Below are 24,734 nucleotides of genomic sequence, written 5' to 3'. Positions count from 1 at the left end.
CGATTGCAGTCGTAGCCTGCTTTTCTCCCAAGGCCGCGACTTGGATAGTGGCGATTGGGTTCATAGTGCTTATGTCGCTAGTGATCATGGGGATGCTGGTATCCCCACTAGTCCCCAAGGAGAAGGCGAAGAAGGAGGACTAGCTGCCCGCCTTCATCCGCTCTGCCGCTTCAATCGCCTCGTCGACCGCTGACTGCCACGTACCCCAGGGGTAATCCCATACCCCCGTATGGCCCTGGCGAATCAGGGCACTAGCGTTTCTTTCGAGCCTTCGGAGAGCTTCCCGAGGACTTGTTTCCCCACCTCCACGATTCGCTCGCGCAGGACGAAAAAATCCGTGTTCACCTCGCGGGTCGCTTCGAACACTTTGCGCAGTTGGCTGGGCGCCAGGTCGTCCAACTGATCGACATCGAGGTCAGTCATCAGGGCCAGCTCAGTCAGGCTGATCTCTGGCAGGAGCGTGCTGCTAATCACGTCGCTGCTGTCGCCCTCGGCCATCATCTTGAGCAGGTGGCGAATCTCGCCCACCGTCAGCTCGCGCACTTCCACGCTGATCTCGCCCAGGGGAATGGTCTTAGTCAGAGCCATGCTCATCGTCGGGAACTCCAGGAGCCGGCCCCTTGCGGGGCCGGGAAGGTGGAATGGTTACAGCCAGTCGATGCGGTAGAAGGGCGACTCGCCGACCGGGCGGGAGGTGTCGGCCAGCACTTCGCCTTTGGAGAGCAGCTTGCCGGGGTTCTCCGCGTCGATCAGTGCCAGCTCTTCCGCAGGCGGTGCCTTCCAGCGCCAGATGGTGACGACCACCGGGCGGCCGCTGTCGGCTTCGTTGAGGCCGTCCAGGACCAGCTTGTACTCGGCGCCAGCTTCCACGATGGGCTCGATGCGGGTCGCCTTGGTGCTGGTGTAGGCGATGGTTGCCGGGGTCGGCTCGGTGATCGCGGTGCTGCCTTCCTTGACGCGGAAGCCAGCGGCCGACACCTCGACCTCGGTGTTGGGGACTGGAGTGCTGCCCTGGGTCTTGGTGATAACCAGACTTTTGGGACCGGGGAAGTCAGTCACCACCAGGCTGCCCGGAATCAGGACAACCGCCTCGCCAGTGACAGTCTCCGGCTCCAGCTCGACGACCTTGCCCTGCAGCACCATGGCCTGGTTCTCTTCGGTCCATTCCTGCATCTGCACGGTCAGGTCCACACCCTCAGGGGTATCGAGCTTGGCCAGGTTGCCGCCACCCACGCGGCGATGTTGTTTCCAGGTGATCGAGCTGGTGCGGTGCGCGATCTTGAATTGCTCGACGTCGCCCAGGTCGCGCATCGGTGCGTTCTCGATGCCCAGACGCTGGGCAGAGACGATGCCGATGCCCTTGAATACCTTGACTCCTGCCATGGGTTATTCCCCCGTCACTTCTTCGCCGACCTTGAAGTGCTCGACGATCAGCTTTTTATCGGCCTCGGATACGGTGATAACCGCGTCTTTGGGGTGCTTGATGCCGGCATGGCGGTGCCCATTGTCGTGGGTGATCTTCACCTTCACGCCGGCCGGTTTGGTTTCCCCTGCCGAGGCGGGGGCCTTTTCTACTTTCATGTGTCCTCCTATCGGACTCGGGGGTGTTGAAACTTCACAGGCCAGGCCAGGACCCAGGCGGCGCAGTTGCGGCCTTCCAGCGCGGCGTTGTAGAGGTTCGCGGCACGCACATCCTTGGCGTCGATGCTGTCCATCAGTTCCAGGTCGTGCTTGGTTCCAGGGAGAGCCGCCTGCAGGGGAGCCAGCAGACGCAGCACGTTGCCGGCCCGGCTCCCGGCCTTGCCCAGGTCGCCAGCCAGGCCGACGACCACTACCAGGGCGGTGGCCACCAGCTTCCCTTGGCCATTCAGGTTGAACTTGAGCCCCTCCAGGGCAATGCGGCAGGCCATCGTCCGCGTGGCGTAACGCTCCAGCTCAGCCGGCACGAAACGCCCTCCGTGCAGTTGCGTCTCGACCTTCAGGTCGCTGGCCACGAAGGCGCGTTCTGCCCAGGCCTTGACGCCTTCCAGCACCTGTTCGGCGGTCAAATCACTCATCTGCCAATTCCTCCAGGTAGTCCTCGATCAGGCCGATCACGTCGTCCAGGTCCACGCCTTCCAGGCCGAGGTATTCCCTTTGCGGAATGCCGCGATCCTCATCGCCGTACTGGTGGGTGGCGGCATAGACCAGGGGGCTTCCCACCAGAACGCTGTCGCCCATGGTCTGAAACGTCATGCTGTTGAGCAGGTGGTTCTCACCCTGCAGCAGGCTTTGCCCGCTGTGCCGCGTTTCGGCGTACTCAGCGGACCACTCCGGCCAGGCCTGGCCCGTTGGGCTGGCCTTGTCCACGGCGATCCGGCGCTGGGTCTGGCTGACGACCTCGGCGCCGATGCCCTCCAGGAGCGGCAGCAAGTCCAGTGCAGCCAAGCGATCAATCCGCCGAGCGAGGCGCTTGTCCTCCAGGAGGTTGACGCTGATCGCCGCGCCGCTCACAGCAGCTTCCCGAATCGCTTGGGCTCGGCCTCGAAGTAGGCAAAGCCGCTGCTTTCCTGGTCAGGCGGCGTGGCCAGGCCCAGCGAGGCCTTGCCCTCGGCGACCCGGCGCAGGTAGCCCACCGCGTCCTCGTAGCGCTTGCGCTTCTCTTCAGTGCTGCTGGCACCGTCCGACGACATCCGATACATGGCGATGTCGCAGCACGGCTGAATAAGGGTGGCCGGCTGCTCCGCCAGCGGTAGCCGGTGCAGCACGCCCACATAGGCGTCGATTTCAGCGCTGGCACCGGCCAGCGCCTCATCGACCACATCGTCATCGAGCACGCCGTCCTGGTCGTCATCAGCGACGACCAGGAGGGCATCCATGCCCCAGCGTTTGATCAGCTCTTCGCGGGTGGCGTAGGGCATGACCGTTACTCCTGACCGCCTTCGCTGCCTTCACCTTCCGCAGGTTTCGCGGAAGAGTTGGCATCGTCGGCCGGCTGCCCGTCCTGGGCAGCCTCAGTGCCTTCCTTGGCGGGCGCCTTGGCACCGCCCTTACCGCGCGCATTCACCTTGGCGCTCCCTTTTTTGGCGGCTGCCTTCTGTGGAGCTTTCACCTGCGCTTTCGCCGGCTTCTGCGGTGCAACTGCAGGAGCTGGTGCAGGTTCAGCTGCAGCCACCGGAGCCGGCTCAGACGAGGCACCAGCCGGGGCTGCCCCAAGGCCACCAGACGGCTCTCGGTCGTTTTCCAGATCGCCATCCACCAAAGTAACGGTCAGCACCGGGTCGGCCTGGAGTCGCTCCAGCTCGGCCTCGGTGAATCGGTCGGCCGGGTGGTCGGTGGCCTGTTTGGGATGGGCTACGCCACAACGCCGGTAGCCGTCCCGAGAGGACTTGATGCGCACGATCATGGCGGCGCCCCCTTAGGCCAGCTCGTCGCATACGAACAGCTCGGCAGTGCCGGCCCATTCGTTGCCACCGTTCTCGTCCTTGACCAGGAGTCGACGGGCCTGCGCTTCCAGGCGCGGCGGAACCACCAGGAGCGTCGGCTTGATCTTCAGCAGGCGCCCGCCGTCGGTCTTGAGTTCCTGCATGGCGGCGCGGGCGGCACCGTAGAACTCGCCGGTCAGCGGTTGCTGGCTTGCATAGGCCATCTGCCAGAAGCCGAAACCGGCGTTGCCGCGTGCGCGGATACCGTGCAGGTACTCGTCATGCTCGAAAACGTGGTCACTGTTGTTGGGGTTGGTCTTGCTGGTCAGCTCAGGCTTGAGGCGCTCCTGGTTCATGATCGGCTTGATCGCCCGGCTGGTATCCAGGAGATACCAGGTCGGCCCCGGATTGGCGGCCGGCACATCCAGGTTGCTGACCAAGGTGGTCGCACCAGTGCCGTCAGCTTCCGCATACACCGGGTGTTCGGTGTCGAAGAAGTTCTGGCCGTCGTAGCAGGCCGAGGTCATGCCGGCCTTGAGCGCGCCGAACACCAGAGAGTCGGGGTGGAAAGCGGCAGCACGCCCCATCTCCTGGAACAACGGCAGATAGACACCGGCCTGGTCGTCCTCGACAGCGACACGCGGAATGCTGACGGTGCCTTCGAACAGCTTGTTCTGGATTTCATAGCCGTGCGCCGCCATCGCCTTGATGGCACGCGGGCCGATCCACTCGCGCAGCATGGGGAACTGACCGAGCCAGGCGTAGAGGTTCGAACCAGTGACGCTGGGCACCAGCGTGGCGATCTGCTGCCACTGGGTCTTCTGCTGGTTCTCGGAAAGCGCCGTTTGGAAGGCGCCGTGATAAGCCTTGAACAGCGCGGCCAGCACTGCCGGATTAATGGTTGTGGCCATAGTTACTTAATCCCCTTGGTGTTTTCGATGTACTGGGCATCGGTCCATCCGACGCAGCGCGCAGCGGCCTGCTCTTCTGCGTTGAGCGCGACCTTCTCCACCTGGCTTTCGCCGGGGGGCGTTACCGGGGCGGTTACGGAAGGCGCGTTCTTCACGAACTCGCGGAAGCGCTCCAGGCCGCCTTCTTCCTGGCAGGCCGCCAGGTGGTAGTCCTTGGTCGCCGGAGTGATCTTTCCGACCTTGAGAGCGCCCTCGATCTCGGCATTGATGGCAGTGGTGAGCTGCTCTTTCTGGTGCTGCGCCAGCTGCTGCTCAGCATTGAGGGCGCGAGTCTCCAGGGAGTCGTAGTCCTGGCGCGGGACGTAGAGGGCCAAGGAGGGGGCCTTCTCGCTGTTAGCTGCGGTCTGCAGGGCGACTTTCTTGTCTTCCAGCAGCTTGTTGATGGCTGCCACGGCTTCCTCTTCCGTGGCGGTTTCGGGCAAGCCAAGGGCCGCCAGGATGGCTGCAAGCGCCATATCGGATTCCTCCGGTTGTTGTGAAAGGAAAGTGGCCTGCTCGGAGTTGAGGGCCTTGGTAAGCAGGTTCGGTTTGTTGACCAGGGCGAAACTGCTGAAGCGGGCGATGCGCCCGGTACGGTCGTCGAAGGCGAACACCGGGGAGATGTAGCGGTACTCCCGCGACTCGATGGCGTTGCGCGCCTTCTGCGTCCACTCCACGCGGGCTTCCACTGCGCCGCGTTCGTTGACGCGGTACTCACGCGCCCAGCCGGAGGCCTCGGCCTTTTCACCCTTGGGGGCTTTCAGCTCAGTGGCGTGCTCGTAATCAAACGGCAGGTCGATGCCCTGGGTATGGGCGACCGTTTCGGTGATGACCTGGTTGGCGTCGTAGGACCATCGGCGGCCATCGCGGCCGCCAATGGTTGGACCAGGAGGAAGGACCTCGACCCACTCGGGCACGTCAGTACCCAGCTCGAAACAGAGCGCGGTGGCGAGGGTGGTCTTGAGTGGGGGCGTCTTTTTCATGTCGCCATAGTCGGCGACAGGTGGGGGCTAGTTTTAGAGGAAGGGGTTCAGCAGAACTGCAGGGCGGATAGCGGGGCTTGGTTGCACCAGGTGCAGGGGGAAGTCAGAATGGCGGCCCCCAGTTTTTGGGGGTCCGCATCAAGGCCCTCCGGCCCCAGCACTCCCCCCTGTCAATCTTCTGTGGTGCGCGCGTTTGACCCCCGTCCTATGACTTCCGGCCGGCATCGAGTGATGCCGGCCGGGAGATCAGCCTTCGGCTCGATCCTGGCAGATGATCTCCTGCAGGTTGGCCAGCACCAGACCGATACGCAGACTTCAGACCCTTCGCTGAAGTTCCGCCAGCTGGGTCTGGCTGAGTTCTAGGTTCGCGTGCTTGATGTCGGAGCTGATGCGGAACGCTTCCGCCTCGGCGACCACCTGCTTATGCTCAGAGACGGGCACCAGGCCAGCGAGTCGCAGCCCTCTCAAAACCCCCGCCTGCAGCGAAACAATCCACCCGCCAGTCTTAACTCTGCTCATCGCGTAACCCTCTCTTTACCGTTAGACCGCCGTTAGATTTGCGCAGGACGCGCAAACCTCTTTCCCCGAGTACATCCGCCGCACCTCATTCCTGATCGTCGCGCCTGCGCGATTTCTGAGGCCGTTTCGGTTTCGCCAAGACGGTGGACGTCTTTTCCTTCTCTTCCAGGAGTTGCTCGGCTTGCTTCAGCCGGGGCACTGCGCCTGGGTTGTAAGCCCAGCCAGGCTCGATGCCTTCCGGCACCTGGAGCACCTGGCCGGTACGCTTGTTGATGTATTCCAGGAGCTTGCCGGTGGGTGCCTCGGTCAGGTAATTGCCGGTTGCCATCAAGCGCTCAGCCTCGCGGCGACTGACCTGACGGACCCAGCACTTGCAGCCCCAGCCGTTGGGTGGGAAGTGCGTCTGCCAGAAAGGATCGTCTGCAGGTAGCAGGATGCCGGCCCAGCCCAGGTGCTCCGCCCGGTGGTGCCGGCTCGGGCCGAGCTGGTACAGAAGGAAGGGCTGAGTCTTCTTCGTGCGCTGGATGCGGTCCCACTGGCCCGCCGCGTTGGCGGTGCGCAAGTTGGTGTCGTAGATGAACCGGAGCCTGCGAGGGCTGCCCAGCTGGACCTCGCGGGTCTGGCCGGTCAACGGATCGAGCATGTCGGCCTTACCCCACCATCCCTGCTTGACCAGGAGCGGCTGCAGCTCGCGGCGGAAGGTGTTGAAGTCCTGGCCACCGTCGACCATCTCGTCTACGGCTGAGCGGATCGCTTCCAGGATGTCCAGCTTCATGGCCTTGGCCACCGTGAAGATGGTGGCGTGCTCTTCCTGGAACACGTCGCGATGGTCAAAGCCAGGCTTGATGCCCTTGGCGCGCAGCCAATCTAGCGCTTCCTTTGGCACTGGAACCTGAGGTTGATCTGTCGTCAAAGCGCGTCCCTCGCATCGCCCAGGGCGCGTGCCTTGAAGCTCGCGGAGGCCAGCGCGTCAATCAGCTGGGCGGGGTCCATCTCATCGAGCAGGCCAGCCAGGCCAGCCTTGAACTCGTCGAAGTCCTTCGCCTTGTTGGCCAGCGCCTGGATGGGGTCGAGCACTGGGCGCATCAGCGGCTCCCAGTCACTCAGGTCGTCGTCGGCCAGTTGGTCCAGCTCGTCGCGCTGCAGCTGCTCGGCATTCAAGGCCAGGCGTTGCCTGCTGCAGCCGCGACAGCTGCAGGTCTGCTCATGGTTGAGAGCTTGCGGCATCAGTTGGTCATTGATGGGGCGCAGTACTTCGGCCCCTTTCTCCGGTGCGGCCAGGCCGAACTTGTCCAGGATCGCAGCGGAATCAACACGCAGGCCACGGTCGATGAAGGGGCCGAGCGCGTCGGCTAGTACCTTGAGGTCCTCGGGCTCCGTTACCTGGAGTACAACTCGTGGGTATTCCTCTTGCGGGCCGTAGTTCAGGTCGACGAACACGCGCACCAGGTCGCGGTTGACCGTGGCGGCCAGTTGCTTGGCGTCGGCCTTGAGGATGTCCTTGCGTACTTCGTTGTGGACGTTCGCCTGACTCTGGCTGGAGCCATCATCCGTGGTCATGGTCTGGCCTAGGACCGCCTTGCTGATCTGCTTGTCCAGCCACTCGGCCAGCTTCTCGAACAGGTCGGCACCACCCGCCGCGTTGGCGATCTCCTGAAACTCGATCTTCATGCCGTCCGGCATCACCGCTGCCGCATCGGCGGCCAGCTGGGCCACGGCCCGGCGCAACACGGCGATGTCGTCAGGCTTCGCACCAGGGCCATAGCGGCCGATTCGCAACGGAATTCCGTACAGCTCGGCAAAGCGCATCCAGTCCTTCTGGCCGAATGCCTTGCACATGAAGGCCACAGCGACCAGGCGAGCTACACCGCCCCGGATGGGAAGGCCTGACTTGAGCCGAGGCGTATGGACCAGAAGGCGATCAGGCGGCAGATCGGCCAGGGAGCCATCGAGCTGCAGCAGCTGCAGGCGCTCCCCAGTTTCTCGGTCGAACTGGAACCAGCGCGGATCACGATGCTTGTAGGCTTTGGGCCAGAGCTTCTCTCTGCGGTATTCCCACAGAGGCTCAACCACAGAGTATCCCTTGCCGATGGCGTCCAGGAGGTCATCGAGCATGTCGCCAAACTGTGGCGCGTCCACCAGCTGGCGCACCGCGTCGGCGATTTCCTCGGCTCGCGGCTCACTGCTGGCGGCCTCAACGGCAATGGACAGGCCAGATACTGCGCGCTTGCGCGTGCCTAGGACCGCCGCATAGTGCGGGTCCTTCTCTTCCATTTCCTCGGCCAGCGTCAGGTAGTCCCGCGCATCGCCCTGGGCGGCCGCCTGCAAGATTGCCCGCAGCCGGCCAGGGTCGATGCTGGTTGAGATGTTGTCCGTCGACCAGGCCTGGCGCACGCCGGTAACGCTGGCATGTACCACCTCGTCCAGGATGTCGACCTTCTGAATCGGGCGCCCAGCGCTATCGAGAATGGGGGAATTGGCCATTACAGAACACCTCTGACGCCCCAGCCTGAGGCCTGGTGATCGTCGTCGAATTTGTCGGAGTTGGAGGAGCGCACGGCGTCGTAGCCGTACTGCTCGATCTCCATGCGGCTGGCGAAGCGCGCCAGGGCGGTGGCAATACCGGCGTCACCGTGGCGCTTGCCGCCATCGGTTTCCGTGGTGCGAAGGTCGGGGATACGGGCCACCCCCCGAACCATCTTGAAGGCGCGCATATCGCCGATGTAGTCGCGGTCGCTGGGCAGGTCGTACAGACTGCCGTCTTCCAGGTCGGCCTTAAGGCCGGGCATGTTGTCCCGATACCAGCCCTCGGTCAGCATGACTTGGCTGATACGACTGTGGCCGTAGCGGATCGCCGCTGACTCGGCCAGCTGCTGGCCGTTACCTCGGGCGTCATGGGCACCTGACATGAAGCTCGGCAGCCGGTCGACGATGTAGAACAGAATCTGCTCCTGTTGCTTGAACGGCACGCCCCGCAGTTCGACCAGGAACGGCGGCCGCTTGCGGCTGTCCTGCTCCATCACCAGCGGCACAATCACCGAGAGGTCGCCACTGCGGGCGAAGTCCATGCCGTAGAAGCTCCAGACGGTGCGGGGCAACTGTGCCAAAAGCGGCGCAAGTTCACGCTCACACCACGCCCAGCTGTCCGCCAGGCGCAGATGTTCATCCGTCGTGACGTAGCCCACGGGATAGGCCAGGCGCAACACCGGCACACCGGCTCGGCTGCGCTTCTCCAAGAGCGACAGGGAAAGGTAAGTGCCGCCGCCCTGGCTGGGGATGCAATCCAGTTCTTCATTGGCCGCGTCGCCATAGAAGCCGTAAACGTCCGCGACCCACTCGGCTTCATTGGCCGCGTCGTAGGGGATGCCCTTGCGCAGGCACACTCGCTTGTACAGGCCATCCTCGACCGCTTCCCGGAAGGTGCAGCGGAACAGCTCGCCCTTTCGCTTGCCCGAGCGAATCTCGTCGATCAGCTCGTTGAAAGGGTTGTCCGTGCCGTTGTGGGTGCTGATGACGTGGACTTCGCCGCCCCAGATCAGCAGGGCCAGCGCTGCCTTGAGCAGCTCGGCCAGGTCAGGGTGGAAGGCGGCCTCATCGATCACCACAACGCCCTGGCGGCCCCGTAGGTTGGATGGCCGACTGGTCAGGGCAACGATGCGGTAGCCACTGGGGAAAGAGATGGTGAAGGTCTTGATGTGCTTGTCGGGGTCTTCGTCTTCCCAGATGCCTTGCTCGATCTCGCCGGCCGCGTAGTTGAAGGCCCGAGCCCACATGGCGCAGGCCTGGATGTACTCGACCGTCATGTCCTGGTTGTAGCCCAGGTAATAGACGTTCATACCTCCCGCCCTGGTCGAGCTGGCGGCCACCAGCACGTTGTCAGCCGCTTCCGCCCAGGTCAGACCGATACGGCGCGACTTCTCGCCGACCTTGAGCGGGGCACGAATTCCGGCCCATCGCTGCTGGTAGCCCAGCAGTACAGCCGGCACGTCCACCACCGTTCCCTGGGAAATGATGTCAGCGAGCGGTGAGCGCTCCGGCTCTGGCGTCTGCGCGGGTGCAAGCTTCACGATGCCATCCCCAGGATTTCCCGGCGAATCTCGTCGCGCGCTTGGGCGCTCAAGCCGCCTTTGGTCGTGATCTTGTCGACCTTGGCTGCAGCTGCCTCGGCACGGTCGCGGAACTCGGCCTTCCACTTGAGCTGTACGACAGACGCGCGGCCCAGCTCGGCCACGGCCTTCGCCACCTTGGGCAGGTCCAGCTTGCCCTCGGAGGCCATCAGCAGCTTGAACAGGTGATCCTGGACCAGGCGCATTAGCGCCTCGTTGACGGCGCCCTCATTGTCAGGGGCCGCTGTGACCACGGCTTTTGCCTGCTCGCTGGACTCTCGGAGAGCCGCCAGGCGGTCTTCGAAGCTCTGCCCGTAGGCGTGCAGTGCAGACTTGCCGATGCTGTAGCCGCGCGCCTCCAGCTCAGCAGAGAGCGCCTCGTAGCCAGAGAAGTTGGTGTCGACCAGGTACTGGTCGAGCCAGGCCTTCATCTCGGGCGGCAGCTGTTTCACCTTCGAACGGGGCGGCATGTCAGGCGCTCCCGTTGCCCCAGTACTTCTCGGGGCGAGCGATACCGGGGTGGCATTCGATGGCGTACTCGGCGATGTCGACGCCGTAGTGGGTCAGGCCACAGACCCAAAACCCGGAGGGTTTCTTGTCCAGAGTGACCAGGCTGCGGTCGGCCAGGTAATCCAGCTCGCGGCGAAGCTCCAGCGGCGTGGCGTCCGGGTAGATGCCCTGGATGGTGGAGAGCACGACGGTTTCGTGCGGGTCCACGGGGCGCGAGGTGTTGAGGGTCAGCAGGATGAACCAGCGGAGGGATTCCCGGCGAGCCTTGGCGGGGTCAATCATTGCGCGCTCCTATGAGCAGGATGTTTTCGAACTTGAGCGCCAAGCCGTCCAGCTTGGCCTCGATCACGGACTGCCCACGTACCCAATCCTCACGGCGGACGTACTCCATGGGCAGCTCGGCCTTGAAGTTGAGGAAGGCGCGCTCCAGCTGCTGCACCGCCAGCGCGTCCTTGTCCTGGCGCTCCAGGACCTTGGCGAAGTTCTTTTCCCAGTGCTCGCCAGCCTCGCGGCGTGCCTCGTCCTGGGCGGCGAACTTCTCGGAGAGGCGCTTCTCGAACTGCCACAGCAGCAGTCGGACCAGGCCGACCACAATCCCGGCGAAGGTGGACAGCAGCGTGATTGCCCAGCCGATCATTTCAGTTGCCATCAATGGCCCTCCAGGACGTTGATCAGAGCGTCCAGCTGAGCGGCCGTGCCTTGGCACTGCTCGGCATAGCGGACGTGGTGGGCCAGGACGGCGCGCTGATCGACGCCTGAGGGGAGCTGCTCAGCGGGATCGCCTGCGATGGCCGGCGCAGCAGCTCCTGCGGGATCAACCGCGGCTGGCACTCGGGCTCCGGTTGCTTCGTCGTAGATTCGCACCCAGCCGCGAGTAAGCACGCAAGCAGGCACAGGCTTAGGCGGGGCATCGAGCGCATCCCGGTATAGGTCGTTGACACGGGCAATCTCTCCAGAGAGTCGGTCGGTGGTGTTGCGGTACTGCCGTTTCTGCTCGGCCAGGTCGGCAGCGAGGCGGTCAGCTCGGGCGGCTTGTTCGGCCTCACGCTTCGCGCTGGCTTTGGCATCTGCCGCTGCCTGCTGGGCTCTGCGGGCTTCCGTCTCGGCGTACTTGCGCTGTTGCAGCTCCAGGACGGCCTTGCCCTCGGCCTGCGCCGTGGCGTACCCCTGAGCCCGTGCGGTGTCCTGCATCGCCTGCAGGCGAAGCCCCAGGCAGTAGAACGCCACTCCAAAGAGCACCAGGACGGTGACTGGCGCGATCAGGCGCGAGAGGTTGAGGTTCAAGGCTTGATCCTCCCCGTCACGCGGAAGGGATAGGACGGTTCGAACTCGGGGTTGAGCAGCGAGCAGATCAGGCAGCAGGCACCGAACACCATTTCAGCCAGGTCCAGGGCGAACTCAGGCACACCATTGCGGGCGGCCACGGCCGGGCAATCAGTGTCCAGGGCGCCCAGGTAGACCGGTACGCAGCCGCAGAACAGGCCGTAATGGGTGAAGGTGGTACCCAGCTCTCTGGCCGGCACGTGGTTGAAGAAGACGCTCACAGGTCGGCCTCGCACAGTTCGCGCTCGGCCGCACGTCGACGGACCAGGCCGCGAAGTTGCGAACCGCCAGCGCGGGTCCAGTTGGAAAGCTGCGCACAGGCTTGGGCGATCCGGCCCGCCTGCAGGTCGCGCAGCATGGTTGAGTGGGTGCCGCCCTTGAGCCAGACGAATCCGTCCTTAACGCCCGGCCCACCGGGGCCGACGTTGTAGATGAAGGACAGGAAGGCGGCGATGGTCTTGGCTGGCAGCCGGTCGATGACGTCCTGGGGCACCCACGCTCCGAACACCTTGGCGGCTTCCTCCAGGCCCTTGCGGGTCAAGGCATCGCACTCTTCCGGCGTGGCCTGGTCGCCCAGCTTTACGCCTCGGGTCCAGCCGTCGCAGATGGTCGGGATGCCTACCGGATCGATGTACGCCAGCAGGTTGCGTCCTTCGAAGTAGCCCACCAGGGGCGTGGCAACGCTCAGCGCTCCTACCAGCACGCGGGTCTTAATCCCCATTGCCACCTCCCACCAGGGCCTTGAGCTTGGCCAGCTCGCGGTTGCCCACCTCGGGCGCCGACTTCTTGAAGTCACTGATGCGGTAGCTGGTGTCATCCCGGCGCGGTGCAGGCTGCGGACCTTCGGTCATCGAGCGGCGGCGGCCGCTGATGAACTGGCGGTAGGCCTGGATATGCGCCCAGCCGGTTCGAACGTGCTCTTCCACCAGGTCGCGCCAGTGGGATGGGCAGCGCTCCATCAGGCTGCGGCGCCGCTCCAGGCTCGACTCGGCCAGGACCTGCGCGGCGTACTCGCGCGGGCTGCAGGGGGCGTGATGTTTCGGGAGAGTGTCCATGCCGCCATGGTGCTGACTTGGCGACGCCGGATTTAGAGGAAGGGGTTCAGCAGAAAGACAAAGCCCCGCGAGTGCGGGGCTTAGTCGAAGAGGTCAGGCGTGCTGTCGAGCGCTGGCGGCAGCACCTGGTCAAGGATGATCCAGATACGACGGTCGCTGAGCTGATAAGTTCGCGCCAGTTCTGCAACGACTACCCGAGCGCCTACGCCTTCCCGGACTGCCTGCTCAAACTGGCGGTGAATCTCCAAGTCACGGAGCCGGCGCAGGGCCGCGTCACAGCGAGGGATGTAGATGGTTTCGCCGCCAAAGCGGGCGGTGAGACGCTGGGCCGCCTCGTCGCCGATGATGTCCACCAGGGCGGCGACCTTGATCTGGCCGTTCCGCCCCTTACCGCGTGAAAACTCCCAGGTCGTACCGCCCAGCTCACTCACCAGGCGCAGGGCCGCATTCATCCCGACGACCTGGGCAATCTCCAGGACCTGCCCAGGAAGCTGGTCGCGTACCTGCTCCAGGTTCATACCGGACGCCCGTTGCGCTTGGCGTCATAGGCCAGGGCCGCGACCAGCTTGCCCAGCTGTTTGCAGTCCATCCACTCGATCTGGTCGACCTTGCAGATGCGCTTGCCCATCGCCTCGGCATAGCTCCAGGGGCGATTGGCCTCCGCGAGGAATGCCTCGATCTTGTTGACCAGGCGCTGACGATCATCAGCTACCTGCGGGGCCGGGCGGTCTGCCGGCTTGCCGGTGGACTGCCAGCCCAGGCGCTCCAGCTCGGCCAGCACACGGCCGATCTGGCGCGGGGTCAGCTTGGTGGACGACGACACACCGGCCACGCGCTCCAGGAGCGCGCGGTAGGTGTCGTCTTCCATGCCCAGCTGACGGCGGGCGATCTGGATCAGTTGGCGGCCTTTGCTGCTCATACCAGGTTCCTCGGCTGGATGTCGTGGTGGAGCTTTTTGGGGGTACGGCGAGCCATGTTGCCTAGCAGGCGCAGCCCCAAGGTGATGGCTTCGGCTTCATCGTCAAAGCCGCCGACCAGGCGTACCGCCTCGATGTCGGCCCGAGTGCCGGCGTAGGCCTCAAGCTTGATCTTCTCGGCGCCCAGGGCGGCCTTGCGGGCCTTACGATTGGCGCGCAGCCGACGCTGGCGGATAGCGTCCTGCCTGCGAACCTTGTCAGTGCGTGGCTTGGCCATGTTCACCTCAGGTCAGGGCCAGCGGTGCGGAGCCGCCGACACCGTGGTTGAGCTGCACGTCGTCGGCCGCGTCGATGCCTCTGCCCGCATCGCGCATATCGCGCTGACTCAGGTTGCCGCTCTTGCTATTCCGGTCGATGGGCTGACTCTCCACTGTTCTCGGGTAGTGCTTGAGCATGTAGGCCCCGGTTGCTTCGGACGGCTTGGCATTTCCAGCGAACTGGTTGACCTGATTGCGGACCGCCCACACCCAGCCTTCGCAGAACATATCGGCGCGCTTGGTCTTGTTCGCCGGCTTGCAGCGCTTCAGCTCGCTGGCGATGTAATCGCGACGAGCTTTGCGAACCTGGCGCAGAAGGATGGTCATCGTGTACCCAGCCACCTCGGCCATCTCGCCAATGAACCGCCACTGGCCTGCAAACGAGATGAACAGCATCTGGCAGGAGTAGGCCTGCGCCACCGTGTGGGCGAGGGATGCCTCCCACTGTGCCGGGGTCATCTTGGAGCCACTGGCTGCGCTGTGCTCGCAGACATCAGAGAGCGCCACATCAGCCTCCCCGAGGCCGAACTTTTCCATCATCGCCCGCGCCTGGCGCATCGCGGCTGCCGCTTCATGCGGATTGCTGCTCCCGGCCAGGCGCAGCAGTTTCTTGATCTTGTCTAAAGCCTTGCTGTGATCCATGTGTTCCTCGGCTGTTCGTCAGTACCCAGCCACCACGCTGGGCAGACCGCTCCGGCCAGGCCGGGGCGATTTCGCTTAGTGGATGGTTGGTTTTCCCTTGGTAGATGGCGCCTGCTCCTGAGCCTCCGCACGGGCGGCCTTGCACTTGTCGCACTGGCAAGTCCCTTTCTCTGCCGCGCTCTTGGTGGCTTTCGGCACGATGTCTTTGGCGACGTGCAGAAGAGCCAATGCGGTGATGGCGGCCGGGCCGTCCTTTCTGCCCGTGCCATCCAGCAGGATGCTCAGGCCGTCGTTTTCCTCGGTGATGGTGATGGTGAACTTGCTCATGAATCCCCCTAGCGCAGGCAGTGAAAGGTGATGTGATAGTCGCGGGCGATCTGGCGCACCCGCTTGGGATGAAGGCGCAAGTCATGGGCCGCCATCTGCGGCGTCCATCCGCGCTTGGCCATCGCCTCGATCCGTGCGGCCATCGGCGGCAAGAGCGGACTGGGCGACGGTGCTGGCTCGTCGTCGAAGGCATCGACAGGCGCGGCCTCCGGCTGGAGTACTTCCTCCAGCTCGGCCGGCTCGACTGCAGCGACTTCCTCGACCTGGAGCGCTGGCATTGGCGGCACCTGGTCCATGCCCAGGGCCTGCCGCGCCAGGCGTGCCTCGACGCGGCAGAGCGTCCGGTAGATCAGCTGTGCTGCACGCTCGTGCATGTCAGTGCCCCTCCGCAGTGATCCGCCAGCGGCTGTCGCGGCTGCCTTCGCGCACGTCTTCGATGCACTCGACGCGCAGGGCGGCATCAGGGAAAAGCTTGTGGCCCAGGCGTTTGGCGCATTGCTCGCGGCTCCAGCTGCAGCTGGCTGACTTGCCCTTGCTGGTGGCGGTGTAGCCGTCGCCAGCGCGGCGCATGTTGAACTCGACGGAGTTGCTCATGCCTTGGCCTCCCGCATTTCCCGGAGGGCTTCCAGGACCTTTGCCACGGGGTCCAGGTACTCGCCAGTGATGGCGACCATCACCAGCTCTTTGTCGTTGTCCAGCTGCAGGTGCATGACGTCGAAGCAATCCACGTCGAGCAGCTCGGCGTCCTGGATGATGTCCCGGATGCTCTTGTCCGGGTTCATGTCATCGAGCAGAGGTGCTTGCCCCATGTCACACCCCCATCGCCCGAAACTCGGGACCGTTGCGCTCTCCAAGCCACTGGATATAGCGCGCGACAGCCAGCAGCCCATCGCGCTGGTTTGGTGCTTCCGGGACTCCCGGAACCAGCAGCGATTCGTTGTCGTAAGCAAGGCGCGCGGTGACTTCGATGTTCTCGCGCACCGCCGCATCCTCACCACGGGCAATACCTATGGCTCCCTCGGGGACCTCCAGGCCGAACTGGATCAGGCCACTGGCCCAGCAATAAGCGATGATCTTGGCCATGATCACACCCCCGCCAAGTCAAGGCTGATGGGGCGGAACTGGTCGCTGTCGCCGATCCGCTCATAGAGGCGGATGTAGGACTTGGAGCCGATAACCTGGCACGCCTCGCCGATGGCCTGCATCGCCCGCTGCCAGCGCTCGTCCTCAATGGCCAGGCGGCGCAGGGCGAGTACACGGGCGGTTCGGATTTCGCCCTTGGTGTCCGTGCGGAATGCGTCGTTGACTAGCGTGACGACCTCCGGGCGGGCGCCCTCGGTCCACTCCTGCAGGCATTCGTCGATCAGCGCGCGCGCCGCCTGCAGGCGCTCGTCAAAGGCGATGCTCTCCTGAATGGCGCGGACGATCTTGTACCGACCATCAAACGACATCAGCGTGACATTGCCTTTCTTCCCACCCAGCTTGACCTGGTACTGCTCGGCGGACAGGTCAATGAATGCCTCGATGTCGCCAAAGGCTGCAGCCTTGAAGCGCTGCAGGGTGTCCTGGACTGCCAGGCCCTGCTGCACCAGGTCGACGACCAGGGCGTCACGGGTCTTGTCGATGGGCTTGATCATGTCTTCATGCACCAGGCGGCGCTGCGCGTCGAAGCGGAAGCCCTCAGGAATTGCGATTTGGTTCATGTGGTTGCTCCTGCAGATCAGTGGAAAGTGAGGTCAATGGGGGACGGGCTGGCGAAGTCGCGGTAGCTGATCGGCTCTGACCAGGTGACTTCCACGCCCTGGAACTGCGCGCTGTAACGGGTGCTGCCCGCCGAGCCCTGGCGCTGGTAGCCGCAGACCAGCTTCAGGCCGACCAGGCGGCGGCCGTCCTCAGGACTGATGACCAGGCGGTATGCCTCTGGCTCGATGCGGTGCAGGCGGATACCCATGCGCTGCAGATCACGCGCCGCGCTGTTGAAGGTCCGCAGCCGATCAGCCAGGCGCGGGGTCAGGACTTTCAGCTGAGTGTTAGTGCTGGCTTGCATGGCTCGCCTCCAGGGCTTGGGCGCAGTTGGGGTTGTTGGTGCAGTGCTGGCAGGCCTTCCACTGCTGCATCGCCTGCGGGTTGTGCGTCGGGGCCTTCTTTGCGCGGTAGCTTTGGCACTCGATCAGGCTGATGGGCTCGCCCTGGGCGGGACAGTCCAGCCCGCCCAGGGCGGCGACCACACGACGCTCCACGGCCGAGGTGCTCGGCGACGGGTAGCGGTTGGAGAGCACCAGGCTGACGGCAGAGCGGCTCATGCCGATGCGCTCACCGGCACGGGTGCGGTTGGTCTGCTCGACCTCGGCGGCCAGCAGGCAGACCCACTGCGGGGGCTGCTCGCCCCAAGCGGACAGATCGACGCGGGCATTCATGCACTCACCTCACGCGCCAGGTCGTTGAACAGGCGCAACGCCTCGATGCCTTCCGTGCGCTCGCTATCGTCGGGGTGGAACTGGGCGACCATGCGGCCGGCCAGGCGCTCTATGGGCTTGGCCGCTGCGAGCAGGTCTGCAAGCGCTTTCTCCAAGCAAGCCTTTTCCAGCCGCAGGCCAGCCAGCTCGGGGCTGTCCGGTATGTCCTTGGTCCAGACCACTTGGTCCAGGTTCGGGTCGTAGACCTGTTCGAAGGTGCTGCGCTGATAGACCGGGTGCTGCGGGCCGCTGTAGCGCTGGCGCACCAGGTGGTAGCGGGCAGGCTTGCCTGGGGTTCCATCGGTGCGGGTGACGTAGCCGGCGAGGGTCAGCCCCTGCAGGTAGGTGCGGGCGGCCAGTTCGGTCATGGTCACGCCGTTGACGCTAGCGTGCTCGGCCGCCTCCGCTGCGCTCAGTGCGCCCAGGATGCGCAGCGTGCGCCAGACGTTCTCGACGGCCGACGATGGGACGCGCTGGCCACCCTTGTTCACGCGGGGCGCTTCGGCGCCCTCGTCACGGGTCAGCTTCCAGCGTGCATTGCGCTTACCCAGGGACTCCAGGCGCTCGACAATGCCAGCTTTCTGCAGAGCACGCAGATAGCTGCCCACGGCCTCGTCATCCTGGCTGGACAGACGCGCCACGTTGTATGTGGTCAAGCCCTTCGGGTCGCGGGACAGCGAGCGGATGGCTTCCCACATGTGCTGCCGTGGCAGCTTGCCGCCAGTCATGGTGAGGTGAATGGGTTTACGGGCCATCTTCAAGCCCTCTGCGCCGCAGGGGCTTCGCCGGTAAACCAGCCGCGATTTCCCCACAGTTCCATCCCAAAGCTCTTGACGCCGTGGGCCTGTGCCTCGGAGTTGATGCGATAGAGATTTACAGCCGCCCGACGCAGGCTGCCGCGTACATTGCGGCGCAGGTCATCAAGCAGTTCGTCCTCAATCTCCAGGCCCGGATAAGCTGTCTCGGCCAGGGTGCGCAGGTCGTCCAGTGTGGCGGGCTGGGCGGGAACCCATTCCAGGACGCGGTTGTGCAAGCGTTCCAGCTTTGCCAGGCTGGCTGGCACACCCTTTTCGCCGATCAGCACGATGGTTCCCTGGCTGGCGTTGTGAAGGTCGGTGATGACGTTGGCGACGGCCTTGTCCAGCAGGTACTGGGCATCGTCGACCAGCAGCGGGCGCCCAGAAAGAGTCAGCTGCTCGGCCACCTGATCGACCATCTCGCTCAGCGTGCGGCTCGGCACCAGGCCCATCTCGCGCAGGATCGCTAGCAGGAAAGCCTTTTTGGTCCAGGCGTCACGGCACTCGACGTAATAGGCCCGGTGGCGATTGGCGGCGACTGCGGCGGATACCGACTTACCCAGACCGGATGCGCCGAACATGACCACTAGGCCCGGCAGGCCCAATGGGCGTTGCAAGGCTCGGTCAATAGCGCTGGACAGCAGGCCCACATTGGTCAGCGGGGCGATTTTTACGTTACTCATTTGCTCACTCCTTGGCCGCTATCCGGCGGCCGCTTGGTTATGCGGTGGCCGCGACGAATTCGAAGGTGCGGCGGATGGAATCCAGGTTCGGGTTGTTGGCATAGCTCACCAGCCACGCGGCTTCTGCTGCTGGCAGGACTTCACCGGCATCGCGGCGAGCGGCCAGGCGGTTCCAGAGGCGATAACGCCCCATGTCGTCGTCAGGCAGTACGAATGCCGGCTCAGCGGCGATCAGCTCCAGGGCGGTCTGGCGAGCGTCGGCAAGCTGCTCAGGGGCAAGCTCGCGGCTCGGGGTATCGGTAGGGGCGATCAGCTCGACACGACGGCCAGTGAGCGTCTCCAGCTTGTCGATGGAGCGCTTCATCTGGCCTTGCTCGCGGCGCTCGTATGCCTGCTCCAGCATGGTCTTGGGCATGTAATCGCTGGCATTGCCATCGAGCAGGGCCTCGCCGATCAGCGCACCTTCCAGGGTGCGCACCCAAACGCGGGAAGCATCACGTACGTCGTAGGCGACTCGGACCTCTTCCTGGTGCAGAGCCACTAGGTCCTGGAGGAAGTAACGCTGGTTGGCCCAGGTCACTTCGCCGCGACGAGTCGGGCGCACCACCTGGGGACGCAGCAGGTCCTGTACCAGCTCGGCGGGCGCCATCATTGGTTCCCAGCCACCCTCAATGGCGGCTTGCCATGCCTCGTTCGGGCTCATGTGGCGTGGCTTGCCGGTCTGCGGATCACGAATTTTGGCCAGCCCACGGTGCGGGCGGTTGTTGTACTGCTCCAGCTCGTACTCAACGCCGGCCATGAACTCAGCGAAGGTCGGAATCAGGCGGGTGCTGCCCGACTCGCGCAGTTGCTTGCGGCTGATGCGATGCACAGCAGTCCCCGCATGCTTGTCCATATCGGCGCCGATGTAGCTGGTCAGCTTCTTCGCTGCTGCCACCCAGATGGACTGGTGCGCACGCTCGACCAAGCCGCGCGCCTGGCTGTTGTAGGGCAGCGCATGGGTCATGGTTCCGCCCAGGCGGTCGACCACCTCGCGCACCGTGTCGTTGGCGAAGCCCGAGCCGTTGTCCACATAGAAGATGGCGAACATACCGCCGCGCTGAATGGCATCTCGCAGCGCGTCGAGCACACCCACGGTGGACTCGGCTTCGCCGATTGAGATGCCCATAGCGCGCCGGGTCGCCACGTCCAGGACAGTGGTCGTTTCAGGGCGGTACGGCTTGCCGGTGCGTGGGTTGATGACCTCGGCGTCGAACTTGTGGCCGTCGGCGGTGTAGACGTCACCCGGCAGCAGGTTCTTTGTGTCGCGGCGTTTGAAGGCCTGCAGGGCCTTGAGTTCTTGCGGGCTCCGCCGACCAGTCTCGCGGGCCTCCGGCGACAGCTTGTCTAGGAAGCGGCGGACCTGGTGAATGCTTGGGCGGTCGCCTTCGCATTTCTCGGCATATTCGGCATAGGCCGCTTCGACGCTGGGTTTTGTCGGCCGCTGGTAGCAGCGCAGGAAGGCGGGCGCCCAGGTAGGCACACCCATGTCCGGCTTGCGCCGAGCTGGAGCAAGCGCCGACTCACCGCCGTTGCGGTAGTCGCTCAGCCACCGTTTGAGGGTCCGCTCAGATAGGGTGCGGTCTGCTGTCTTGCGGTCATTTGCTTGCGCAGCCTTGCTGGCCAGGTAGGGGCTCAGTTGCCCATCGCGTGCCAGGCCGACCAGCGTTTCAATGGCTCGCTGCTGGCTGACTATCTTGCTCATACGCTCGATTTCGCGCACGAAAGCAAGGCGCGCGCTCATGACGTCACGCTGATCATCGGTCAAGCGTGACGCAGAAATAGCGTCACGCTTAGGCACTAGGATGGTCTGCGCGGAGGACATCTGCTGAGAGGACGTGCTCTGCTGATCCGCCACCAAGCGGACCAGCAGAGCGGCCTGAGCCTCTTTCGGTAGCGCAGCGAAGCCGTACTCCACGGCCTTCGTCCCGAGACGACGCTGGCCTTCCCATCCCTCACGCTTGGCCAACTTGAGGACGCCGCGTTCCGTGCCCGGCAGCCCTGGCAGGCCAGCCAGCTCGCTGGCAGTGAACCACTTACGCATGGGGAGCCTCGCTTGCTTCAAGCTCAGCGATCAGAGCGGCCCCAAGGTTCAGGGCTGCAGTGCGCAGCCACTCGCGAGCGTCGGTCCATGCGCCGACTTCTACTCCAGAACTCTCGGCCTCTACGCACCTATAGAACTCAGTCGCGTTGCGCAGATCATCTAGTAGTGCCTGAGGGATACGGGTCATGGACGACCTCCCAGCAGGCACCCACGCCGAGCAAGTTCGTAATCGCTGATGGTCGCCATGCCGCGATCATCCGCGCCAGACAAGCCGATCCATTCAGGATTGAACAGATGGTTGATCGCAGGACGCCCTTTGCCTTGAGCAGGAGTGCGCCCCTCGAAGCGGGCGCGATACTCACCTGTGCCAAAGGCCTCGCGAATCACCAGCCAAGTACCTGGCTTCAAGTGCGACGGTCTCATGCTGCACCTCCAATCTGGCGGCGCAGGGCACGTGCCTGGCGTGTTGCCTCTTCGCGGATGCTCTCCACGCGACCGAGTTCGGCCAGCAGAGCATCACGCCCCCAACTGACGCGGCCACCCCTGACCGTGACGATCAGGTCAGACAGTTGATGGCTGCCACAAACCTGCTCCAAGAGCGCGGCCCGGTAAAAAGGCAAGTTGTGGTCGATGCGGGCGGGGCTTGACCAGGCGTCCAGCATCGCCTTGCTGATGTCTTCGCCAGCGAGGTGCGACATCTGCGCGGCAACGTCAATGCGCTCAAGCCCGGTGCTCTTCGCGCCGCTCAGCATTTCGCTGATGATTTCGCTTACCTGGACGCGGAAGTCGCAGGCGCTGACCAGCTGGGGCTGGGGAACATCGAAGTCGATGTTTATGGTGCGGTCGTCTTTTCCGTGACGCATGTTCAAGCCTCCGTTCCGGTTTTACGGTGCGGAACAGGAACGTAACGGCTAGACTGGGCACGCTCGGTACACTGATATTGCATCGTGCTTTCCGCGCGATTAGGGCGCTGCCGTTTTGGGGTGCCGTCGCTGTTCCAACGCTCTGGCCAAAGCTGCTGTGGCTCGACACCGAGAGCAGCAGCGATTGCGCGCTCAATGCGGGGATAGGGGGTTGTTTTTACTGCCCGGATTGCGCGGTCAGTAACAGTCAGTTGCCGAGCCAGCTCGGCTGCCGAGGAACCCCGAATTCGCAGTTGGTACTTGATCCACTCCCAGCGCTGGGCTGGGTCGCGTGGCATGTTGTTGGCGTCCATCTCATGACCATCTTGGCGGGTGGTTGCTTTAGGCCGTCTAACGACCTGTTGCGGATAAACATAGCGAAAGAGATAGGCGCCATCAAGCGAAAAAGCTAGTTCCGATTAGCTTATTTGCTTTGTCCGCATAGCTAAAGAGAAAAACCTTAATGAAATCAGACGATTACGCCGAATCGGAACAAACGGAACCGGCAGAGCCCCGCGTTCCGTTTAGTCCGCTGGCAATCGGAACCAGGATTGAGGAGTTAGCCGCCAGGGTCGGGGGCAAGAGGGAACTAGCAAACCTTTCAGGCATCCATGAGACGCAGCTGTACAAGTACATCAAAGGTGCTAATGCACCCAGCATCTCTGCAGCTGTGGCGCTCGCCGGGGCCGCAGGGGCAAGCCTGGACTGGTTATTACTGGGCAGGTCCTCGCCAGATGCGGCATCGGCCGCTCCGCTAGACGATGAGACGTACGCATTTATTCCGCTTTACGACGCTCGCTGTAGCGCGGGGCACGGTGCGTGGAATGAGCGTGCCAAGGTGCTCACAAACCTGGCGTTTACGCGCTACTCGCTGCGGAAGAAAGGGCTAAAGCCAGATAACCTGGCTTGCCTAAGAAATGATGGTGATTCGATGGTTGGGCTGATCGAGGATGACGATACCGTCATGATTGATCTGAGTCGGGATAGCCTTGAGGGAGAGGGCGTCTACGTCATCCTGCTAGATGACCACCTCTATGCTAAGCGCCTGCAAAGGCAGTTCGATGGGTCGGTCCACATCATCAGCGAGAACAAGGCCTATAACCTGATGGTCGTGCCCAAGGGGCTGACTGACGGCTTACAGATTGTTGGCCGCGTTGTATGGGCTGGCGGCTGGTTGATCTGACGTTCGCGTATCTCCAGGTACAGTGCCAATTGCTCCGCGAAATTTGACGGCTGTCCCCGCAATCGCTTTGCGGGGCTTTGGCACCGATTCTGAAAGGACAGTCTGCTGCAGCCCTTGCCTGCCCTGGCTTCCCCGCCTTCTTCCGGTTTCATCCGGCCTCTTCCGGCTTCACCCGGCCCAGTGCCAAACCTATAACCCCCTCACAGGATGGAGGGGCAAGACCTTTTGGTTCCTTTTGGGGCGTTTGCCAAAAGGGACTCGCCCGAGGGGGCGAAACAAAATCTTGCAGCGCACACCGAGGCGACGCTGAAACACATCCCCACAAGGCGAACACAGTCCGCTTGAAACACCGATTGCGTTATCCTGCGGCCCAACCTGTCCCCTCCCAGGAGCCGTCATGCCGTCGTACCGCACATTGCTGCCCCTCTCCCTGGTCCTGCTCGCCGGCTGCGCCGGACAGACCAAACCCGTGGTCACCCTGGAAGACGCCAGTGACTGCAAGCCACTGAAACTGCACACCGGCCAGGAACTCGTGCTGATCCTGCCGAGCAACCCCACCACCGGCTTCCGCTGGGAACTGCGCAATGCCGCCAACGGCCTGCTGCGCGCCCTCGGCCCCGAGGTCTACAGCAACCCCGAAGACGCCGGCCTGGTCGGCAGCGCCGGCGAATCCACCTGGCGCTTTCGCGTGACCGCCGCCGGCGAGGACAAGCTGGAACTGGCATACCGCCGCCCGTGGGAAGCCGAAGTCGCCCCCGCACAGACCTTCGTCTGCCCTATCGCGGTAAAGTAATGCTGCCGACACCCGGCGCCAAAAGCCGCTCGCGCTGACGCCTTCGGCCTGTCGGCCAGGCACCGCGCTGCGGCACAGTGGGCGCTCATTTCCTCGGGAGGGAAGCCCATGCGCTGGGCACTCTTGGCACTGATCGGCGGTGCCGCCTACCTGTTCGCCGTGACCTTCGACCTGCCCGCCCTGCGCATGCTGTGCAAACCGCTGCCGGTCCTCGCCATGCTCTTCTGGATTCTCGGTACACCTGCAGACGGCTATCGCCGCTGGGTTACCGTCGGCCTGGTGCTGTCGATGCTCGGCGACATCCTGCTGGAATGGCCGATCAACGCCTTCGTGCCTGGCCTGGCCGCCTTCCTGCTTGCGCATCTCGCCTACCTGGCCGCCTACCTGGGCGACACCCGCCGCCTAGCCCCGCTAGGCCTGCTGATCGCAGGTGGCGTGGGCGGCGCCCTGTTCGCCCTGCTCTACAGCCGCGGACTCGGCCCACTGCTGTTGCCGATCGCGCTGTACAGCCTGACCATCAGTGCCATGCTCTGGCGCGCCATCGCTCGCCTCGGCGTGCCGTCGATTGCCAGTGCCAGCCGGGTGTTCGCCGCCCTGGGCGCGCTGCTGTTCGTCAGCTCCGACTCGATGATCGGCATCAACCGCTTCGTCGCCGCCTTCGACGGCTCCTCCTACGCCATCATGCTCACCTACTGGCTCGGCCAGCTCGGCATCGCCGCGTCGGTCACATCCCGTCATATCGCTCTGCCATACTCGGAAGGACAAACCGCTTCCCGGGCCTGAC

Annotated in this window: 40 protein-coding genes and 1 other RNA gene; 3 read left to right on the top strand and 38 right to left on the bottom strand. The window is 64.0% G+C overall.

Translation table 11 applies throughout. The features are described 5' to 3' along the window. Positions 1-243 precede the first annotated feature (243 nt). The 38 genes from A9513_RS03660 to A9513_RS34655 form a co-directional block, all read right to left on the bottom strand. A complete protein-coding gene (locus A9513_RS03660; protein ID WP_065083999.1) occupies positions 244-594 on the bottom strand; it encodes a hypothetical protein in 351 nt (116 codons plus the stop codon). 51 nt (positions 595-645) lie between these two features. After that, on the bottom strand, positions 646-1,383 hold the full coding sequence (locus tag A9513_RS03655) for a hypothetical protein (protein WP_065083998.1): 738 nt from the start codon (positions 1,381-1,383) through the stop codon (positions 646-648). A gap of 3 nt (positions 1,384-1,386) precedes the next feature. After that, positions 1,387-1,581 (bottom strand): hypothetical protein, encoded by a 195-nt coding sequence (locus A9513_RS03650; RefSeq protein WP_065083997.1) that lies wholly within the window; start codon positions 1,579-1,581, stop codon positions 1,387-1,389. Positions 1,582-1,589: 8 nt separating this feature from the next. Next, a complete protein-coding gene (locus A9513_RS03645) occupies positions 1,590-2,057 on the bottom strand; it encodes a hypothetical protein (RefSeq protein WP_065083996.1) in 468 nt (155 codons plus the stop codon). Then, positions 2,050-2,493 (bottom strand): phage virion morphogenesis protein, encoded by a 444-nt coding sequence (locus A9513_RS03640; RefSeq protein ID WP_024767748.1) that lies wholly within the window; start codon positions 2,491-2,493, stop codon positions 2,050-2,052. Before A9513_RS03640 ends, A9513_RS03645 begins: the two co-directional genes overlap by 8 nt. Then, complete coding sequence (locus tag A9513_RS03635) at positions 2,490-2,900, bottom strand: gp436 family protein (protein WP_065083995.1); 411 nt, start codon at positions 2,898-2,900, stop codon at positions 2,490-2,492. Before A9513_RS03635 ends, A9513_RS03640 begins: the two co-directional genes overlap by 4 nt. A gap of 5 nt (positions 2,901-2,905) precedes the next feature. Continuing rightward, positions 2,906-3,385: an HI1506-related protein gene (locus A9513_RS03630; protein WP_065327304.1), complete on the bottom strand. Its 480-nt coding sequence runs from the start codon at positions 3,383-3,385 to the stop codon at positions 2,906-2,908. Positions 3,386-3,397: 12 nt separating this feature from the next. Then, positions 3,398-4,315, bottom strand: coding sequence for a Mu-like prophage major head subunit gpT family protein (locus A9513_RS03625; protein ID WP_065083994.1), 918 nt, complete (start codon positions 4,313-4,315; stop codon positions 3,398-3,400). Positions 4,316-4,317: 2 nt separating this feature from the next. Further along, on the bottom strand, positions 4,318-5,337 hold the full coding sequence (locus A9513_RS03620; RefSeq protein ID WP_065083993.1) for a phage protease: 1,020 nt from the start codon (positions 5,335-5,337) through the stop codon (positions 4,318-4,320). Between the two features lie 604 nt (positions 5,338-5,941). Next, positions 5,942-6,742: a phage minor head protein gene (locus A9513_RS03610; protein ID WP_065083991.1), complete on the bottom strand. Its 801-nt coding sequence runs from the start codon at positions 6,740-6,742 to the stop codon at positions 5,942-5,944. A 23-nt stretch (positions 6,743-6,765) separates the two neighbouring features. Continuing rightward, positions 6,766-8,340: a DUF935 domain-containing protein gene (locus tag A9513_RS03605; RefSeq protein ID WP_065083990.1), complete on the bottom strand. Its 1,575-nt coding sequence runs from the start codon at positions 8,338-8,340 to the stop codon at positions 6,766-6,768. Further along, positions 8,340-9,923 carry a hypothetical protein gene (locus tag A9513_RS03600; RefSeq protein WP_255302812.1) on the bottom strand — a complete coding sequence of 528 codons (1,584 nt, stop codon included), beginning with the start codon at positions 9,921-9,923 and terminating at the stop codon, positions 8,340-8,342. The genes A9513_RS03605 and A9513_RS03600 overlap by 1 nt, the downstream gene beginning before the upstream one ends. Next, complete coding sequence (locus tag A9513_RS03595) at positions 9,920-10,432, bottom strand: DUF3486 family protein (protein ID WP_065083989.1); 513 nt, start codon at positions 10,430-10,432, stop codon at positions 9,920-9,922. Before A9513_RS03595 ends, A9513_RS03600 begins: the two co-directional genes overlap by 4 nt. A gap of 1 nt (position 10,433) precedes the next feature. Then, positions 10,434-10,754 carry a hypothetical protein gene (locus A9513_RS03590; protein WP_065083988.1) on the bottom strand — a complete coding sequence of 107 codons (321 nt, stop codon included), beginning with the start codon at positions 10,752-10,754 and terminating at the stop codon, positions 10,434-10,436. After that, entirely contained in the window at positions 10,747-11,121 is a 375-nt protein-coding gene (locus tag A9513_RS03585; RefSeq protein WP_065083987.1) for a hypothetical protein, read from the bottom strand. Before A9513_RS03585 ends, A9513_RS03590 begins: the two co-directional genes overlap by 8 nt. Then, positions 11,121-11,756 carry a hypothetical protein gene (locus A9513_RS03580; RefSeq protein ID WP_065083986.1) on the bottom strand — a complete coding sequence of 212 codons (636 nt, stop codon included), beginning with the start codon at positions 11,754-11,756 and terminating at the stop codon, positions 11,121-11,123. The genes A9513_RS03585 and A9513_RS03580 overlap by 1 nt, the downstream gene beginning before the upstream one ends. Then, the gene (locus tag A9513_RS03575) at positions 11,753-12,016 is read right to left on the bottom strand and encodes a hypothetical protein (protein WP_065083985.1); all 264 of its coding nucleotides are present in this window, start codon (positions 12,014-12,016) and stop codon (positions 11,753-11,755) included. Before A9513_RS03575 ends, A9513_RS03580 begins: the two co-directional genes overlap by 4 nt. Then, the gene (locus A9513_RS03570; RefSeq protein ID WP_065083984.1) at positions 12,013-12,516 is read right to left on the bottom strand and encodes a lysozyme; all 504 of its coding nucleotides are present in this window, start codon (positions 12,514-12,516) and stop codon (positions 12,013-12,015) included. The genes A9513_RS03575 and A9513_RS03570 overlap by 4 nt, the downstream gene beginning before the upstream one ends. Next, a complete protein-coding gene (locus A9513_RS03565; protein WP_065083983.1) occupies positions 12,506-12,850 on the bottom strand; it encodes a hypothetical protein in 345 nt (114 codons plus the stop codon). Before A9513_RS03565 ends, A9513_RS03570 begins: the two co-directional genes overlap by 11 nt. A gap of 80 nt (positions 12,851-12,930) precedes the next feature. Next, positions 12,931-13,368, bottom strand: coding sequence for a Mor transcription activator family protein (locus A9513_RS03560; protein ID WP_065083982.1), 438 nt, complete (start codon positions 13,366-13,368; stop codon positions 12,931-12,933). Then, positions 13,365-13,769 (bottom strand): gp16 family protein, encoded by a 405-nt coding sequence (locus A9513_RS03555; protein ID WP_024767763.1) that lies wholly within the window; start codon positions 13,767-13,769, stop codon positions 13,365-13,367. Before A9513_RS03555 ends, A9513_RS03560 begins: the two co-directional genes overlap by 4 nt. After that, entirely contained in the window at positions 13,766-14,044 is a 279-nt protein-coding gene (locus A9513_RS03550) for a hypothetical protein (protein WP_065083981.1), read from the bottom strand. Before A9513_RS03550 ends, A9513_RS03555 begins: the two co-directional genes overlap by 4 nt. Positions 14,045-14,051: 7 nt before the next feature. Beyond that, positions 14,052-14,726 carry a DUF2786 domain-containing protein gene (locus A9513_RS03545; RefSeq protein WP_065083980.1) on the bottom strand — a complete coding sequence of 225 codons (675 nt, stop codon included), beginning with the start codon at positions 14,724-14,726 and terminating at the stop codon, positions 14,052-14,054. Between the two features lie 5 nt (positions 14,727-14,731). Further along, positions 14,732-14,803: hammerhead ribozyme type II (locus A9513_RS03540), an RNA gene on the bottom strand. Beyond that, complete coding sequence (locus A9513_RS03535; protein ID WP_065083979.1) at positions 14,802-15,053, bottom strand: hypothetical protein; 252 nt, start codon at positions 15,051-15,053, stop codon at positions 14,802-14,804. The genes A9513_RS03540 and A9513_RS03535 overlap by 2 nt, the downstream gene beginning before the upstream one ends. 8 nt (positions 15,054-15,061) lie before the next feature. After that, positions 15,062-15,427 (bottom strand): hypothetical protein, encoded by a 366-nt coding sequence (locus A9513_RS03530; protein ID WP_065083978.1) that lies wholly within the window; start codon positions 15,425-15,427, stop codon positions 15,062-15,064. 1 nt (position 15,428) lies between these two features. Further along, positions 15,429-15,647 carry a hypothetical protein gene (locus A9513_RS03525; protein WP_064979741.1) on the bottom strand — a complete coding sequence of 73 codons (219 nt, stop codon included), beginning with the start codon at positions 15,645-15,647 and terminating at the stop codon, positions 15,429-15,431. Then, entirely contained in the window at positions 15,644-15,862 is a 219-nt protein-coding gene (locus A9513_RS03520) for a hypothetical protein (protein ID WP_065083977.1), read from the bottom strand. The genes A9513_RS03525 and A9513_RS03520 overlap by 4 nt, the downstream gene beginning before the upstream one ends. 1 nt (position 15,863) lies before the next feature. Further along, on the bottom strand, positions 15,864-16,136 hold the full coding sequence (locus A9513_RS03515; RefSeq protein WP_176707209.1) for a host nuclease inhibitor protein: 273 nt from the start codon (positions 16,134-16,136) through the stop codon (positions 15,864-15,866). Between the two features lie 2 nt (positions 16,137-16,138). Beyond that, positions 16,139-16,756 (bottom strand): DUF3164 family protein, encoded by a 618-nt coding sequence (locus A9513_RS03510; protein ID WP_037018723.1) that lies wholly within the window; start codon positions 16,754-16,756, stop codon positions 16,139-16,141. A 17-nt stretch (positions 16,757-16,773) separates the two neighbouring features. Next, on the bottom strand, positions 16,774-17,100 hold the full coding sequence (locus A9513_RS03505) for a hypothetical protein (RefSeq protein ID WP_065083976.1): 327 nt from the start codon (positions 17,098-17,100) through the stop codon (positions 16,774-16,776). Continuing rightward, complete coding sequence (locus A9513_RS03500; RefSeq protein ID WP_065083975.1) at positions 17,084-17,470, bottom strand: helix-turn-helix domain-containing protein; 387 nt, start codon at positions 17,468-17,470, stop codon at positions 17,084-17,086. Before A9513_RS03500 ends, A9513_RS03505 begins: the two co-directional genes overlap by 17 nt. Beyond that, on the bottom strand, positions 17,467-18,264 hold the full coding sequence (locus A9513_RS03495) for a hypothetical protein (RefSeq protein WP_065083974.1): 798 nt from the start codon (positions 18,262-18,264) through the stop codon (positions 17,467-17,469). Before A9513_RS03495 ends, A9513_RS03500 begins: the two co-directional genes overlap by 4 nt. A gap of 2 nt (positions 18,265-18,266) precedes the next feature. Then, the gene (locus A9513_RS03490; RefSeq protein ID WP_065083973.1) at positions 18,267-18,989 is read right to left on the bottom strand and encodes an AAA family ATPase; all 723 of its coding nucleotides are present in this window, start codon (positions 18,987-18,989) and stop codon (positions 18,267-18,269) included. A 37-nt stretch (positions 18,990-19,026) separates the two neighbouring features. Continuing rightward, positions 19,027-21,072 carry a DNA-binding protein gene (locus tag A9513_RS03485; RefSeq protein WP_065083972.1) on the bottom strand — a complete coding sequence of 682 codons (2,046 nt, stop codon included), beginning with the start codon at positions 21,070-21,072 and terminating at the stop codon, positions 19,027-19,029. 183 nt (positions 21,073-21,255) lie between these two features. Then, entirely contained in the window at positions 21,256-21,495 is a 240-nt protein-coding gene (locus tag A9513_RS35365) for a hypothetical protein (RefSeq protein ID WP_141678330.1), read from the bottom strand. After that, positions 21,492-21,935 (bottom strand): hypothetical protein, encoded by a 444-nt coding sequence (locus A9513_RS03480; protein ID WP_065083971.1) that lies wholly within the window; start codon positions 21,933-21,935, stop codon positions 21,492-21,494. The genes A9513_RS35365 and A9513_RS03480 overlap by 4 nt, the downstream gene beginning before the upstream one ends. Positions 21,936-21,937: 2 nt before the next feature. Next, positions 21,938-22,273 (bottom strand): helix-turn-helix domain-containing protein, encoded by a 336-nt coding sequence (locus A9513_RS34655; RefSeq protein ID WP_255302814.1) that lies wholly within the window; start codon positions 22,271-22,273, stop codon positions 21,938-21,940. A gap of 164 nt (positions 22,274-22,437) precedes the next feature. Between A9513_RS34655 and A9513_RS03475 the strand changes: the two genes are divergently transcribed. From A9513_RS03475 to A9513_RS03465, 3 genes are all read left to right on the top strand, one after another. After that, on the top strand, positions 22,438-23,157 hold the full coding sequence (locus A9513_RS03475; protein WP_083195972.1) for a S24 family peptidase: 720 nt from the start codon (positions 22,438-22,440) through the stop codon (positions 23,155-23,157). Positions 23,158-23,554: 397 nt separating this feature from the next. Next, positions 23,555-23,950 (top strand): protease inhibitor I42 family protein, encoded by a 396-nt coding sequence (locus tag A9513_RS03470; RefSeq protein ID WP_024765550.1) that lies wholly within the window; start codon positions 23,555-23,557, stop codon positions 23,948-23,950. A 108-nt stretch (positions 23,951-24,058) separates the two neighbouring features. Then, positions 24,059-24,733, top strand: a complete 675-nt coding sequence (locus A9513_RS03465; RefSeq protein WP_024765549.1) for a lysoplasmalogenase — start codon at positions 24,059-24,061, stop codon at positions 24,731-24,733. Position 24,734 lies beyond the last annotated feature (1 nt).

The organism is Pseudomonas sp. AU12215, assembly GCF_001675465.2.
GTDB classification, from domain to species: Bacteria; Pseudomonadota; Gammaproteobacteria; order Pseudomonadales; family Pseudomonadaceae; genus Pseudomonas; species Pseudomonas nitroreducens.
Note: the sequence above shows the minus strand (reverse complement) of the source record. Positions and strands in the feature narration are given on the sequence as shown.

What these genes read in the sequence shown, in the direction of transcription:
- A9513_RS03660 (WP_065083999.1), bottom strand. Translation starts at nt 594, where the DNA reads ATGAGCATGGCTCTGACTAAGACCATTCCCCTGGGCGAGATCAGCGTG.
- A9513_RS03655 (WP_065083998.1), bottom strand. Translation starts at nt 1,383, where the DNA reads ATGGCAGGAGTCAAGGTATTCAAGGGCATCGGCATCGTCTCTGCCCAG.
- A9513_RS03650 (WP_065083997.1), bottom strand. Translation starts at nt 1,581, where the DNA reads ATGAAAGTAGAAAAGGCCCCCGCCTCGGCAGGGGAAACCAAACCGGCC.
- A9513_RS03645 (WP_065083996.1), bottom strand. Translation starts at nt 2,057, where the DNA reads ATGAGTGATTTGACCGCCGAACAGGTGCTGGAAGGCGTCAAGGCCTGG.
- A9513_RS03635 (WP_065083995.1), bottom strand. Translation starts at nt 2,900, where the DNA reads ATGCCCTACGCCACCCGCGAAGAGCTGATCAAACGCTGGGGCATGGAT.
- A9513_RS03630 (WP_065327304.1), bottom strand. Translation starts at nt 3,385, where the DNA reads ATGATCGTGCGCATCAAGTCCTCTCGGGACGGCTACCGGCGTTGTGGC.
- A9513_RS03625 (WP_065083994.1), bottom strand. Translation starts at nt 4,315, where the DNA reads ATGGCCACAACCATTAATCCGGCAGTGCTGGCCGCGCTGTTCAAGGCT.
- A9513_RS03620 (WP_065083993.1), bottom strand. Translation starts at nt 5,337, where the DNA reads ATGAAAAAGACGCCCCCACTCAAGACCACCCTCGCCACCGCGCTCTGT.
- A9513_RS03605 (WP_065083990.1), bottom strand. Translation starts at nt 8,340, where the DNA reads ATGGCCAATTCCCCCATTCTCGATAGCGCTGGGCGCCCGATTCAGAAG.
- A9513_RS03595 (WP_065083989.1), bottom strand. Translation starts at nt 10,432, where the DNA reads ATGCCGCCCCGTTCGAAGGTGAAACAGCTGCCGCCCGAGATGAAGGCC.
- A9513_RS03590 (WP_065083988.1), bottom strand. Translation starts at nt 10,754, where the DNA reads ATGATTGACCCCGCCAAGGCTCGCCGGGAATCCCTCCGCTGGTTCATC.
- A9513_RS03585 (WP_065083987.1), bottom strand. Translation starts at nt 11,121, where the DNA reads ATGGCAACTGAAATGATCGGCTGGGCAATCACGCTGCTGTCCACCTTC.
- A9513_RS03570 (WP_065083984.1), bottom strand. Translation starts at nt 12,516, where the DNA reads ATGGGGATTAAGACCCGCGTGCTGGTAGGAGCGCTGAGCGTTGCCACG.
- A9513_RS03565 (WP_065083983.1), bottom strand. Translation starts at nt 12,850, where the DNA reads ATGGACACTCTCCCGAAACATCACGCCCCCTGCAGCCCGCGCGAGTAC.
- A9513_RS03560 (WP_065083982.1), bottom strand. Translation starts at nt 13,368, where the DNA reads ATGAACCTGGAGCAGGTACGCGACCAGCTTCCTGGGCAGGTCCTGGAG.
- A9513_RS03555 (WP_024767763.1), bottom strand. Translation starts at nt 13,769, where the DNA reads ATGAGCAGCAAAGGCCGCCAACTGATCCAGATCGCCCGCCGTCAGCTG.
- A9513_RS03550 (WP_065083981.1), bottom strand. Translation starts at nt 14,044, where the DNA reads ATGGCCAAGCCACGCACTGACAAGGTTCGCAGGCAGGACGCTATCCGC.
- A9513_RS03545 (WP_065083980.1), bottom strand. Translation starts at nt 14,726, where the DNA reads ATGGATCACAGCAAGGCTTTAGACAAGATCAAGAAACTGCTGCGCCTG.
- A9513_RS03535 (WP_065083979.1), bottom strand. Translation starts at nt 15,053, where the DNA reads ATGAGCAAGTTCACCATCACCATCACCGAGGAAAACGACGGCCTGAGC.
- A9513_RS03530 (WP_065083978.1), bottom strand. Translation starts at nt 15,427, where the DNA reads ATGCACGAGCGTGCAGCACAGCTGATCTACCGGACGCTCTGCCGCGTC.
- A9513_RS03525 (WP_064979741.1), bottom strand. Translation starts at nt 15,647, where the DNA reads ATGAGCAACTCCGTCGAGTTCAACATGCGCCGCGCTGGCGACGGCTAC.
- A9513_RS03520 (WP_065083977.1), bottom strand. Translation starts at nt 15,862, where the DNA reads ATGGGGCAAGCACCTCTGCTCGATGACATGAACCCGGACAAGAGCATC.
- A9513_RS03515 (WP_176707209.1), bottom strand. Translation starts at nt 16,136, where the DNA reads ATGGCCAAGATCATCGCTTATTGCTGGGCCAGTGGCCTGATCCAGTTC.
- A9513_RS03510 (WP_037018723.1), bottom strand. Translation starts at nt 16,756, where the DNA reads ATGAACCAAATCGCAATTCCTGAGGGCTTCCGCTTCGACGCGCAGCGC.
- A9513_RS03505 (WP_065083976.1), bottom strand. Translation starts at nt 17,100, where the DNA reads ATGCAAGCCAGCACTAACACTCAGCTGAAAGTCCTGACCCCGCGCCTG.
- A9513_RS03500 (WP_065083975.1), bottom strand. Translation starts at nt 17,470, where the DNA reads ATGAATGCCCGCGTCGATCTGTCCGCTTGGGGCGAGCAGCCCCCGCAG.
- A9513_RS03495 (WP_065083974.1), bottom strand. Translation starts at nt 18,264, where the DNA reads ATGGCCCGTAAACCCATTCACCTCACCATGACTGGCGGCAAGCTGCCA.
- A9513_RS03490 (WP_065083973.1), bottom strand. Translation starts at nt 18,989, where the DNA reads ATGAGTAACGTAAAAATCGCCCCGCTGACCAATGTGGGCCTGCTGTCC.
- A9513_RS03485 (WP_065083972.1), bottom strand. Translation starts at nt 21,072, where the DNA reads ATGCGTAAGTGGTTCACTGCCAGCGAGCTGGCTGGCCTGCCAGGGCTG.
- A9513_RS35365 (WP_141678330.1), bottom strand. Translation starts at nt 21,495, where the DNA reads ATGAGACCGTCGCACTTGAAGCCAGGTACTTGGCTGGTGATTCGCGAG.
- A9513_RS03480 (WP_065083971.1), bottom strand. Translation starts at nt 21,935, where the DNA reads ATGCGTCACGGAAAAGACGACCGCACCATAAACATCGACTTCGATGTT.
- A9513_RS34655 (WP_255302814.1), bottom strand. Translation starts at nt 22,273, where the DNA reads ATGCCACGCGACCCAGCCCAGCGCTGGGAGTGGATCAAGTACCAACTG.
- A9513_RS03475 (WP_083195972.1), top strand. Translation starts at nt 22,438, where the DNA reads ATGAAATCAGACGATTACGCCGAATCGGAACAAACGGAACCGGCAGAG.
- A9513_RS03470 (WP_024765550.1), top strand. Translation starts at nt 23,555, where the DNA reads ATGCCGTCGTACCGCACATTGCTGCCCCTCTCCCTGGTCCTGCTCGCC.
- A9513_RS03465 (WP_024765549.1), top strand. Translation starts at nt 24,059, where the DNA reads ATGCGCTGGGCACTCTTGGCACTGATCGGCGGTGCCGCCTACCTGTTC.